Annotated in this window: 13 protein-coding genes; all 13 read right to left on the bottom strand. The window is 37.5% G+C overall.

Annotation, left to right across the window (positions count from 1 at the left end; all coding sequences use genetic code 11):
* Positions 1-2 precede the first annotated feature (2 nt).
* The 13 genes from hslV to rimM all read right to left on the bottom strand — a co-directional run bounded on the left by hslV (position 3) and on the right by rimM (position 12,477).
* Positions 3-545, bottom strand: a complete 543-nt coding sequence (gene hslV, locus M014_RS0102600) for an ATP-dependent protease proteolytic subunit HslV (RefSeq protein ID WP_003199482.1) — start codon at positions 543-545, stop codon at positions 3-5.
* A gap of 42 nt (positions 546-587) precedes the next feature.
* Positions 588-1,487: a tyrosine recombinase XerC gene (gene xerC, locus M014_RS0102595; protein ID WP_026590318.1), complete on the bottom strand. Its 900-nt coding sequence runs from the start codon at positions 1,485-1,487 to the stop codon at positions 588-590.
* A 65-nt stretch (positions 1,488-1,552) separates the two neighbouring features.
* A complete protein-coding gene (gene trmFO / locus M014_RS0102590; RefSeq protein WP_026590317.1) occupies positions 1,553-2,857 on the bottom strand; it encodes an FADH(2)-oxidizing methylenetetrahydrofolate--tRNA-(uracil(54)-C(5))-methyltransferase TrmFO in 1,305 nt (434 codons plus the stop codon).
* Between the two features lie 51 nt (positions 2,858-2,908).
* Complete coding sequence (gene topA, locus M014_RS0102585; protein WP_026590316.1) at positions 2,909-4,987, bottom strand: type I DNA topoisomerase; 2,079 nt, start codon at positions 4,985-4,987, stop codon at positions 2,909-2,911.
* A gap of 144 nt (positions 4,988-5,131) precedes the next feature.
* Positions 5,132-6,001, bottom strand: a complete 870-nt coding sequence (gene dprA, locus M014_RS0102580; protein WP_026590315.1) for a DNA-processing protein DprA — start codon at positions 5,999-6,001, stop codon at positions 5,132-5,134.
* A gap of 89 nt (positions 6,002-6,090) precedes the next feature.
* Positions 6,091-6,993: a succinate--CoA ligase subunit alpha gene (gene sucD, locus M014_RS0102575; RefSeq protein ID WP_026590314.1), complete on the bottom strand. Its 903-nt coding sequence runs from the start codon at positions 6,991-6,993 to the stop codon at positions 6,091-6,093.
* A 19-nt stretch (positions 6,994-7,012) separates the two neighbouring features.
* Positions 7,013-8,173 (bottom strand): ADP-forming succinate--CoA ligase subunit beta, encoded by a 1,161-nt coding sequence (gene sucC, locus M014_RS0102570; RefSeq protein ID WP_026590313.1) that lies wholly within the window; start codon positions 8,171-8,173, stop codon positions 7,013-7,015.
* A 194-nt stretch (positions 8,174-8,367) separates the two neighbouring features.
* Positions 8,368-9,141 (bottom strand): ribonuclease HII, encoded by a 774-nt coding sequence (locus M014_RS0102565; protein ID WP_026590312.1) that lies wholly within the window; start codon positions 9,139-9,141, stop codon positions 8,368-8,370.
* A gap of 55 nt (positions 9,142-9,196) precedes the next feature.
* The gene (gene ylqF, locus M014_RS0102560) at positions 9,197-10,060 is read right to left on the bottom strand and encodes a ribosome biogenesis GTPase YlqF (protein WP_026590311.1); all 864 of its coding nucleotides are present in this window, start codon (positions 10,058-10,060) and stop codon (positions 9,197-9,199) included.
* Between the two features lie 22 nt (positions 10,061-10,082).
* Positions 10,083-10,634, bottom strand: a complete 552-nt coding sequence (gene lepB / locus M014_RS0102555) for a signal peptidase I (RefSeq protein WP_026590310.1) — start codon at positions 10,632-10,634, stop codon at positions 10,083-10,085.
* 101 nt (positions 10,635-10,735) lie between these two features.
* Positions 10,736-11,080: a 50S ribosomal protein L19 gene (gene rplS / locus M014_RS0102550; RefSeq protein WP_017151244.1), complete on the bottom strand. Its 345-nt coding sequence runs from the start codon at positions 11,078-11,080 to the stop codon at positions 10,736-10,738.
* A 147-nt stretch (positions 11,081-11,227) separates the two neighbouring features.
* On the bottom strand, positions 11,228-11,962 hold the full coding sequence (trmD, locus tag M014_RS0102545) for a tRNA (guanosine(37)-N1)-methyltransferase TrmD (RefSeq protein ID WP_026590309.1): 735 nt from the start codon (positions 11,960-11,962) through the stop codon (positions 11,228-11,230).
* On the bottom strand, positions 11,962-12,477 hold the full coding sequence (gene rimM, locus M014_RS0102540; RefSeq protein ID WP_026590308.1) for a ribosome maturation factor RimM: 516 nt from the start codon (positions 12,475-12,477) through the stop codon (positions 11,962-11,964). Before rimM ends, trmD begins: the two co-directional genes overlap by 1 nt.
* Positions 12,478-12,526: the final 49 nt, after the last annotated feature.

The following is a 12,526-nucleotide window of genomic DNA, read 5'->3' as shown; positions in this document are numbered from 1 at the left end:
TTCTACAATTCTTCCACAATAATATTGTGATTTGTATACACACAAATGTCACCAGCAATTTCTAAACTTGCTTTCGCAATTGCTTTTGCTGTTAAATGTTCACTCGCATGTTGCTTTAAAGCGCGGCCAGCAGCAAGTGCATAATGCCCACCTGAACCGATTGCTAAAATACCGTCATCTGGCTCTATTACTTCTCCTGTTCCCGAAACAAGAAGTAACGTCGTTTGATCCATAACGATTAGCATTGCTTCCAATTGACGTAGCATTTTATCACCACGCCATTGTTTCGCCATTTCGACTGCGGCACGTTGTAGATTCCCATTATACTCTTCTAATTTTCCCTCAAACATTTCAAATAGAGTAAATGCATCTGCAACAGAGCCTGCAAATCCAGCTAACACCTTTCCTTGAAAGAGTTTGCGAACTTTACGTGCTGTATGCTTCATTACAACAGCATTACCAAATGTCACTTGTCCGTCGCCAGCCATAGCACACTCTCCATTATGGTGAATGGCAAATATCGTTGTAGCGTGGAAATTTCCCATAGAAAAAACTCCTTTATATGTTTTTATAGCTTTAAAAGCAATTTATGCCCGCGGGTGATGCTTCATGTAAACAGAACGCAATCTTTCTTTTGAAACATGCGTATAAATTTGTGTCGCTGATAAATTTTCATGCCCCAATAACTCCTGCACAGTTCGTAAATCTGCGCCTTCATCTAACATATGTGTGGCAAATGTATGCCTTAACATATGTGGACTTATTCGCATTGTAAGGGAAGTTTTCTTAATGAGCTCATTTAAAATATAACGCACACCTCGATCTGTTAACGGCGTACCCTTTGCATTTAAAAACACCATTTGAGAGTGTTCCTCTGTTTTTTTAGCTAACTGTTTTCTCCCGTTTTCTATATAAGTAGTTAAAGCATCTTGTGCATAGCTCCCAAACGGAACGTACCTTTGTTTTTTGCCTTTTCCCATCACTAGAATTGTACCTACCGAAAAATCAATATCAGTAAGTTGTAAACTTACACATTCACTCACACGGATCCCTGTTGCATACATTAGCTCTAATAAAGCTTGATTTCTTTGACCTAGCGGTGTTTCCATGTCAGAAGCTTCAAACAAATTCTCTAATTCTTCGACGTACAAAAACTTTGGGATTGACCATTCTTTTTTGGGGAGTGACGCAAGTGCAAACGGATTATCTTCTCGATATCCTTCACGCATCAGAAAACGATATAAACTTCGTAAACTTGATACTTTTCTTGCGACAGATTTACGGGCTAACTTTTCATCGTGTAACATTGTTAAGTACAAACGAACATCTACGTATGTAACATCTAAAAAAGAGGATATACCTTCTCGCTCCATAAATTGCACAAAATGTTCTAAATCATTTTGATAACTTGCAATTGTATATTTTGAATAATTTCTTTCAATTTGTAAATATCCAACGAATAATTGTAACAATTTCTTCACATTCATATAACTCACCTCAATAAAGGCTACTAAATCGTATCACAACTCAGTAGCCTTTGCAAGAAATTTAACTAAATATTTACAAAATTTTGAATTGTTTCTAAAGCGCGTGTTGCATACGCTTCATTTCGCTCCTGTTTCTTTTTAATTTTCTTTTCTAACGGTGCAAATAAACCAAAGTTCGCATTCATCGGTTGGAAATTTTTCGCATTTGTTGCAGTGATATAATTCGCCATACTTCCCATTGCAGTTACAGAAGGTAATACAACAGGCTCCTCTCCCTTTACAAGACGAGCTGCATTAATGCCTGCTAACAGACCTGAAGCAGCTGATTCTACATATCCTTCCACACCTGTCATTTGACCTGCAAAGAATAGATCATCACGATGTTTGTATTGATACGTTGGACGAAGTAACTTAGGCGAATTAATAAATGTGTTACGATGCATTACGCCATAGCGTACAATTTCGGCATTTTCTAATCCTGGAATCAACTGCAATATTTCCTTTTGAGGTCCCCATTTTAAATGTGTTTGGAACCCAACAATATTGTATAACGTTCCTGCTGCATCATCTTGACGTAATTGAACAACAGCATACGGTGTTTTTCCTGTTTTTGGATCTTCTAACCCGACTGGTTTCATCGGACCAAATACCAATGTTTGTCTGCCACGGCCAGCCATTACTTCTACAGGCATACACCCTTCAAAGAATACTTCTTTCTCAAACTCTTTTAATGGCACTGTCTCCGCAGCAATTAAAGCATCATAAAAACGATCGAACTCTTCCTCTGTCATCGGGCAGTTCAAATATGCTGCTTCTCCCTTATCATAACGAGATTTTAAATATACTTTGTTCATATCAATGCTATCTTTCTCGACAATCGGTGCAGCAGCATCATAAAAATAAAAATAATCTTCACCAGTTAGTTCTTTCAGCTGTGCAGAAAGACCTGGAGATGTAAGCGGGCCCGTTGCAATAACAGTTGGTCCTTCTGGAATTTCTGTAATTTCCTCGTTCATCACAGTTACGTTTGGATGATTTTTCACATACTCTGTTACTTTTGCTGCGAACTCATGACGATCTACAGCTAACGCTCCTCCTGCTGGCACAGAGCATTCGTCTGCCGCACGAATAATAACAGAATCCATTTGGCGCATTTCTTCTTTAATAACACCAACAGCGTTCGTTAATGTATTTGCACGAAGTGAGTTACTACATACTAACTCAGCAAATTTATCTGTATGATGAGCCGGTGTTTGTCTTACAGGCCTCATTTCATATAAGTTCACTTGGACACCACGTTTTGCAATTTGATAAGCTGCTTCACTCCCTGCAAGACCTGCACCAATGACGTTTACTACTTGTGTTGTCATATATTTTTCACCTTTCCTTTTCTATTCCGAAAAAAATGTGAGCAGTTACGCTCACATTTGTTGTTCCTCTTCATAATCACAAGAAATACATTGTACCTGAACGCCTTTTTTCAATTTCTTCTCTACAAGCATACCTTCACATTTTGGACATTTCCGGCCAATCGGTTTATCCCAAGATACAAAGTCACATTCTGGATATGTGCCGCATCCATAGAAAAGACGCTTCTTTTTATTACTTCGACGTTCAATAATTTGTCCTTTATCACATTTCGGACAAGTTACACCAATTTCTTTCACAATCGGTTTTGTATTTCGACAATCAGGGAAATTTGAGCAAGCCATAAACTTCCCATATTTACCCATTTTAAAGACCATCGGGTGACCACACAACTCACAGTCTTCCCCAGCGGGTTCATCTTTAATTTCAACTTCACGCATTTCCTTTTCCGCTTTTTCTAAACGGGGTTCAAAACCTACGTAGAAATCATTAACAATTTTTACCCAATTTGCTTTCCCCTCTTCTACCTCATCAAGGCTTTGCTCCATGTTGGCAGTAAACTCAATATTAATAATTTCCGGGAAAAACTCTAAAATGAGTTCAATTACAATTTCTCCAAGTTCAGTAGGAACAAATCGTTTATTATCTAATGCAACGTATCCTCGTTTTTGAATCGTCTCGAGTGTCGGTACATAAGTAGACGGTCTCCCAATTCCAAGTTCTTCAAGTGTCCGAACTAAGCGAGCCTCCGTATAACGTGGCGGTGGCTGCGTAAAATGCTGCTTTGGTTCCACATCTTTTGAAAATACCGTTTCTCCTATTTCTAATGGAGGCAACATTTTATCTTTTTCTTCTGCACCATCATCTTTTGACTCTACATATACTTTCATAAATCCTGGGAATTTAACTACTGATCCACTTGCACGGAACTGAACATCATTGTTAATGAGTTTAGCTGTAACGGTATCCATTATAGCAAATGCCATTTGACTTGCAACAAATCGTTCCCAAATCAATTTATACAAACGATGTTGATCACGACTTAAGAAACTTTTCAGTTCCTCTGGCTTTCTCATCACAGAAGTTGGACGAATTGCTTCATGCGCATCTTGTGCATTTGCTTTTTTCGTTTCTTTCTTCTTCTCTGTTCCTATGTATTCCGAACCAAACGCTTCAGTAATGTAAGAACGTGCTTCTTCTTGAGCTGTTTCTGAAATGCGTGTTGAATCTGTTCTCATATACGTAATAAGACCCACAGTTCCTTGCTTACCAATATCTATCCCTTCATAAAGCTGTTGTGCAAGCATCATTGTCTTCTTCGCCCGCATATTTAATTTGCGCGCCGCCTCTTGCTGCAAGGAAGATGTTGTAAATGGTAATGCAGGATTCCGTTTTCGCTCTTTTTTCGTTACATCTTCAACTGAGAACGCATTGTCCTTCATTTTTTCAATTATTTCTTTTACTTGCGTCTCATTTGTTAGCTGAACTTTTTCACCGTTCACACCGTAAAATGACGCTTCAAATGTTTCTTTTCCTTTTACAAATTCTGTTTTAATTGTCCAGAATTCTTCAGGAATAAAACTTTGAATCTCCTTTTCACGCTCAATTATTAAGCGAACTGCTACAGATTGTACGCGTCCTGCGCTTAATCCCTTTTTGACTTTCTTCCACAATAAAGGACTAATATTATAACCAACAAGTCGATCAAGTATCCGCCTTGCTTGTTGCGCATCTACTAAATCCATATTGATTGCACGAGGATGTTTAAATGACTCTTTAATTGCATCTTTTGTAATTTCATTAAATACAACCCGACAATCTGATTCAACATCTACATTCAACGTATTCGCTAAATGCCAAGCGATTGCTTCTCCCTCGCGGTCTGGATCGGCTGCGAGATAGACTTTTTTCACTTTTTTTGCTGCTGATTTTAAATCTTTTAAAACAGGACCTTTACCACGAATGGTAATGTATTTCGGATTGAAGTTATTTTTGACTTCTATCCCCATCTGACTTTTTGGTAAATCGCGAACATGTCCCATAGACGCGACGACTTTGTATTTTTTTCCTAAATATTTCTCAATGGTTTTCGCCTTAGAAGGCGACTCCACGATTACGAGGTAATCTGACATGCTAGTGCCTCCTTAAGAGGTGGATTCAAGTCTTCATTAATCTTATTGATTTCTCTTGTTTTTGTCAATCAAGAATGAGTATACCATACAGTGATAGTCTACCATTTGTCAATAATTGTTTAATAAAAACATAAAAATATAAGGTTAAATTAAAAATTCCTCGAGAATATCCTCCGCTTTCTGCACAAGTTTCGCGCCTTGCTGAATAAGCTGATTTGTCCCTGCTGAACTTTCCTTAAATATGGGGCCAGGAAGCGCAAATACTTCTCTATTTTGCTCTAAAGCGAAATCTGCAGTAATAAGTGATCCACTTCTTGATTTCGCCTCTACAACTAAAACACCCTTACAAAGTCCACTTATAATTCGATTTCTTTTTGGGAAATACCATTTTCGTGGAGGGTAATGAGGTGGATATTCAGTTAATAGCAACATATGTTTTTTCCACATATTATAAAAATAATTACTTTCTTTTGGATACATATACTGTAACCCATGTCCTAATACAGCAATAGTTGAACTTTGTTGATGCACTGTAATTTCGTGGGCGATTGTATCAATTCCACTTGCAAAGCCGCTCACAATTAACCAGTCTTTGTATATCAGCGGTTGTAAAATAGATTGTATGCTATCTTTTCCATATAAAGACGGTTTTCTTGTTCCCACTACAGCTATTTTGTTTGCTTTATTAAGAAACTTCCTTTGCCCTTTTCCGTATAAAACAAAGGGAGGATTCGGTATTTCACGCAACAATTTCGGGTAATCCTCATCCCATATTGTAATATAAAAAATATGATTTTTTTCTAAATGGCGTATACATTGCGAAGGGGTAGTTGTTTGTAAGAAGCTAACTAATTCTGAAGATTTTTTCGAAGTTAACCCAGTATATTTTTCCAATTCCATCGCACTAAAACTATACAGTTTTTTTACCTCTGGATCAATATATAATAAGCGAGTTAATGCTTTCCAATGATCTGCTAACACATAATGAAGATGGAGCAATCGTTCCTTTTTCATAACTATTCTCCTCACCCATAATTTTTATTATGTTAACTGTAAAAAATGTAAAAAGACACCCTCTAGCACGAAGGTGTCTTTCAAAAAGATTAATAGTTTTTACAAGTTTCAAATAATCCCTTTTCTTTTAAAACAGAGATTAAAGTTTCACCCATAACAGCTGGTGTTTCAGCAACTTTGATACCACAAGCTTCCATTGTTTTAATTTTTTCAGCAGCTGTACCTTTTCCACCAGAAATAATGGCACCAGCATGGCCCATACGTTTCCCTGCAGGCGCTGTTTGACCACCGATAAATCCAACAACAGGTTTTGTCATATTTGCTTTTACCCACTCAGCAGCTTCTTCTTCTGCTGTTCCACCGATTTCACCAATCATAATAACAGCATGTGTTTCCTCATCTTCATTAAACGCTTTTAACGCATCGATAAAGTCTGTACCATTAACAGGGTCACCACCGATACCTACAGCAGTTGATTGACCAATGCCCTCTTGTGTTAATTGATGTACAGCTTCATATGTCAATGTACCAGATCGAGATACAATACCTACATGACCTTTTTTATGAATATATCCTGGCATAATCCCAATCTTACATTCATCAGGTGTAATTACACCCGGGCAGTTCGGTCCAAGTAAACGTGTCTGTTTACCTACCATATATTTTTTTACTTTTACCATATCTAATACAGGGATTCCTTCTGTAATACATACTACTAAATCAATCTCTGCATCAACAGCTTCCATAATTGCATCAGCCGCAAAAGCGGGTGGAACGTATACAACTGAAGCGTTTGCGCCCGTTGCTTTTACAGCATCTTCTACTGTATTAAAGACAGGTACGCCTTCAATTGCAGTGCCACCCTTACCAGGTGTTACACCACCGACAATTTTCGTACCGTATTCAATCATTTGCTTTGTATGGAATAAACCTTGTGAACCCGTAATACCTTGTACAATAACTTTTGTATCTTTATTAACTAATACGCTCATTTTTCTCCCCCGCTTTCTATTAGCCCACTAGTGAAACAATTTTTTGTGCACCGTCTGCCATAGATTCTGCTGCAACAATATTTAAACCAGATTCATTTAAAATCTTCTTCCCTAATTCAACATTTGTACCTTCAAGACGAACAACAAGTGGTAATTCAAGACCTACTTGTTTCGTTGCTTCAATAACACCTTCTGCGATTACGTCACATTTCATAATGCCACCAAAAATGTTAACGAAAATACCTTTTACATTTTTGTCAGAAAGAATAATTTTGAAAGCTTCTGTTACTTTTTCAGCTGTAGCACCGCCACCAACATCTAAGAAGTTAGCTGGATCACCATGATAATGTTTAATGATATCCATTGTTGCCATTGCTAACCCTGCACCATTTACCATACAACCAATATTTCCATCTAAAGGAATATAGTTTAAGTCATATTTAGAAGCTTCGATTTCTTTTGGATCTTCTTCTTCAAGATCACGAAGTTCTAAAATATCTTTATGACGATATAATGCATTAGAATCAAAGTTTAATTTTGCATCTAATGCCATTACTTTCCCGTCACCTGTTGTAACAAGTGGATTGATTTCTGCAATAGAACAATCTTTTTCGATATAAGCACGATATAAGCCCATCATAAACTTCACAGCTTGTCCTACAAGCTCATTTGGAATATTGATGTTAAATGCAATGCGGCGTGCTTGGAAGCCTTGCAGACCTACTGCTGGATCGATATACTCTTTAAAGATTTTTTCTGGTGTTTTCTCTGCTACTTCTTCAATTTCTGTGCCGCCTTCTTCAGAAGCCATTAGAACAACTTGAGAAGTCGCACGGTCTAAAACTAGACCAACATAATATTCTTTTTTAATATCGCAACCTTCTTCGATAAGTAAGCGTTTTACTTCCTTACCTTCAGGACCTGTTTGATGTGTAACAAGCGTAGTACCTAAAATACTTTCCGCATATGTACGAACTTCATCTAAATTTTTCGCAACTTTTACACCGCCAGCTTTGCCGCGTCCACCAGCGTGAATTTGCGCTTTCACTACACATACATCTGTTCCCAATTCTTTCGCTGCTTCTACAGCTTCTTCTACTGTAAAGGCAACTTTTCCGTTCGGAACGCTAACCCCATAGCTTCTAAGGACTGCCTTACCTTGGTACTCATGGATATTCATGGTCCCATCCTCCCCTGTTTTCCTGTTTTACTCAAAAAGTTTTTTAATGTTTAAAAAACACTACATTGCCATTGTATAAAATGATTGCCACGCTGTCTACAATAAAGTGTCAGAAAACTGAAATCGCTTTATTCTTTTTTGAAAATAGTAATGTTAATATGCGAAAATAAAAAAATAAACTGTGAATTCACAGTTTATTTTTCAATCATATCTTTAATCGGGGCAAATGTTTTTCGGTGTTCTTCTAATACACCATATGTTTCAATCGCTTGTAAGTGTTGTTTCGTTCCATACCCCATATGCTGTTCAAAACCATATTCAGGATGTTCCTTACCTAGCTCCTTCATCATACGATCACGTGTGACTTTCGCAATTATGGAAGCAGCCGAGATAGAAATACTTTTGGCATCTCCTTTAATAATAGACGTTTGTGGAATTTGAGTAGGAAGTTTCATTGCATCAATTAATAAATGATCTGGTGTACATGATAAATTCGCAATCGCATCTAACATTGCTCGTTTTGTTGCTTGATAAATATTTATCTCATCAATAACCTGAGGTGATACAATTCCAACACCAATCGCTATTGCCTTTTCTCTAATTTCATTATAGAAACGCTCACGTTTCGCTTCACTTAGCTTTTTAGAGTCATTTAACCCTGGCACATAGAAATCCTCCGGAAGAACGACAGCAGCCGTAACAACAGGCCCAGCTAGTGGTCCCCTCCCTACTTCATCAATCCCCGCAATATAGGAGAGCCCCCGTTCACGCAATGCTTGTTCATATTTAGACATCTCTAAAAATTGCTCTCTTTCTTTTTGTACCAGTTCTTTTTGTTTATGCCATTTCACAATTAATTTTTGAACACCTTTTCGTTCATCTTGCGTCAACATTTGAAAACGTTCATCTTCTTCATTCGTAATCTCTTGTAGTATACTTTCCACTTCTTGTATCGTAATTTTTTGCATTAGTGTACACTCCTTTTAAACATAACCAAAAAGAAAAGACGCACAAACGCACGTCTTATACCTCTTCTACAAATTCATCTGGTGTTTCAAATGTCATTTTTCCGAGTTTACCACCCCGAAGTTCTCGCAGAACAAGTTCTGATGTTTTATCATAATCAACAAGGCCACCGCCCATTAAACAGCCTCTGTTCTTTCCGATTGCATCAAATAATTCTACAATATCTTCTGGAATTACATTTAATTTATAACGCTCTTGCAAACGTTCTGGGTAATATTTTTCCATAAAGCGAAGTGCATAAACCGCTACATCCTGCAAGTTTAAAATAGAGTCTTTAATTGCACCAGTCGTTGCAAGGCGAAGTCCTACTAACTCATCTTCAAATTTTGGCCATAAAATACCTGGCGTGTCTAACAGTTCCATCTCTTTACCCACTTTAATCCATTGCTGAGCTGTTGTAACACCTGGGCGATCGCCTGTTTTCGCGATGTTTTTCTTGGCTAATTTATTAATTAACGTAGATTTTCCAACGTTCGGAATCCCAACGATTAATGCGCGAATTGCTCTTGGTTTAATCCCTTTCGCAATCATTTTATCAAACTTTTCTTTTACAAGTACTTTACATGCTGCCGTAATTTCTTTCATACCTTGTCCAGCTTGTGCATTAATTGAAATTGCTTTATGACCTCTCTCTTCAAAGTAAACAATCCATTGCTTAGTTAAACGATCATCTGCCATATCAGCTTTATTTAAAACAACCAATCTTGGTTTATGTGTAATAATTTCATCAATCATCGGATTTCGGGAAGATAAAGGTAAACGAGCATCTACAAGTTCAATTACAACATCGATTAACTTTAACTTCTCTGTTACTTGGCGCCTCGCTTTTGCCATATGCCCTGGAAACCATTGGATTGCCATGTTGCCACCTTCTTTTTCTCATTTATTTCACAATACGTGCATCTTTTAATGGCCAATATAACGTATTCGCTTTCCCAATTACTTGGTCCATCGAAATCGTTCCAATGGTACGACTATCTTTACTAAAACGACGATTGTCACCTAGTACAAATAATTGACCTTTTGGAACTGTTTTTTTACCTGTGATTTCTTCAAGTTTGAAATCATATGTAAGTGGTCCATCAGTAAGTTGTTTTTTCTGCTTGTCTAAATACGGTTCCTCATAAGGTTTTCCGTTAATATAGAGTTTATCATTACGATACTCAATCTCATCGCCTGGTAAGCCGATAACACGTTTAATATAATCTTTTTCCTCTGTCGCTCGGAATACAATGATATCAAAATGCTTCGGTTCTCCAATGTGATAGCCGATTTTATTAACAATCATTCGATCACGGTCATGTAGCGTCGGTGACATTGATACGCCATCTACAAGAATCGGCGCAAAGAAAAACTGCCTAATGACACCAGCCAACACAACAGCAATCAAAATTGCTTTTATCCATTCCCAAAGGGAACTCTTCTCTTTCTTCATGCATTTCCCCTCCACAATTTTGTAAGCTGTCCGTATTATATCAAAATTTCATATAGATTGGAAAAAGGGAGCTTGTGCATTTACAAGCTCCCATACATGTCTTATCGAATTTCTTTAATACGTGCTGCTTTACCGCGAAGGTTACGTAAGTAGTATAACTTAGCACGACGTACCTTACCACGGCGAAGTACTTCGATTTTCGCGATTCTTGGTGTGTGAATTGGGAATGTACGTTCAACACCTACACCGTAAGAAATCTTACGAACTGTGAACGTTTCACTAATTCCGCCACCACGACGTTTAATTACAACACCTTCAAAAAGCTGAATTCTCTCACGAGTACCCTCAACTACTTTTACGTGTACACGTAAAGTGTCACCAGGACGGAATGAAGGTAGGTCAGTTTTTAATTGGCCTTTTGTAATTTCTGCGATTAATTGTTGCATATTCAATTCTCTCCTTTAAACAGATGCTCTTATAAAGTCATTAATAAATTACAGCGGAACATCGTTAATACGGCTACTGCTTTCAGTAGCACAAATGTTATAATAGCACATTGCTAGGCCTGTTGCAATAGAAAATATATGCAGCTGTTATTGTTCTTCTTTAATCTGCTCAAGCCATTTTTCTTCTTGCTTTGACAACTCACGTTCTTCAAGTAAATCCGGTCTACGCGTATATGTGCGGCGCAATGATTCCTTATGACGCCATTCTTCAATATTCTTATGATTTCCTGACATGAGTACATCCGGTACCTTCATACCACGAAAATCGCCTGGACGTGTATAATGTGGATGTTCCAATAAGCCCGTACTAAAAGAATCTTCCACTTGTGAGTTTTGATTTCCAAGCACTCCTGGCAAAAGACGCACAACACTATCCGTAATAACCATAGATGCTAATTCTCCACCCGTTAACACATAATCACCAATAGAAATCTCATCTGTTACAAGATGTTCGCGAATCCGTTCATCATATCCTTCATAATGACCACACACAAAAATAACATGTTCTTCCCCAGCAAGCTCTTCTGCCTTTTTCTGGGTAAATCGTTCTCCTTGCGGGCACATTAATACAACTCTTGGTTTACATTCTGTTTCTTTCGTTAATTCTTCTACAGCATCAAAAATGGGTTGCGGAGTTAAAACCATACCTGCACCTCCGCCGTACGGATAATCATCCACACTGTTATGCTTACTTGTTGTATAGTCACGGAAATTTACAACCCTCAGCTTAACTGCTTCTTTTTCTTGCGCTTTTTTTAAAATTGAAGATCCAAATACACCAGTGAACATATCTGGAAATAATGTTAAAATATCAATTTTCATTATAGCAATCCTTCCATCACATGAATGGTTACTAGTTTATTTTCGATGTTAACTTGCAGTACAACATCATCAATATATGGAATTAAAAGATCTTGTCCTTTTGGACGTTTAATTACCCATACATCATTTGCACCAGGAGATAGAATTTCTTTTATCGTCCCTAACGCCTCTCCATCCTCTGTTACAACTTTACAACCAATAATTTCATGGTAATAATACTCACCTTCAGCAAGTTCACCTAATTGATCTTCTGGTACTTTTAATAGAGACCCTTTAAATTTCTCTACTTCATCCACGTTGTTATATCCTTCAAATGTCAATAAATCAAATGTTTTATGTTGACGATGAGAAGTGATTTTTACCGGAAGCGGTTCCGCTCCTTTATCGCTCCATATGTATAGTGTATTCCCTACCTGATATCGTTCTTCTGGAAAATCAGTACGAGAAATGACACGAATTTCTCCTCTAACACCATGAGTATTTACAATTTTTCCTACGTTAAACCATTTTGTCATAAACAGCATGTCACCCCTGTTTTCTATATAATTTAAGCATCTCCATTCC

Origin of the sequence: Bacillus sp. UNC437CL72CviS29 (assembly GCF_000482345.1) — a bacterium.
GTDB classification, from domain to species: domain Bacteria; phylum Bacillota; class Bacilli; order Bacillales; family Bacillaceae_G; genus Bacillus_A; species Bacillus_A arachidis.
The sequence above is the reverse complement of the archived record's forward strand: the minus strand, read 5'-3'. Positions and strand labels throughout refer to the sequence as shown.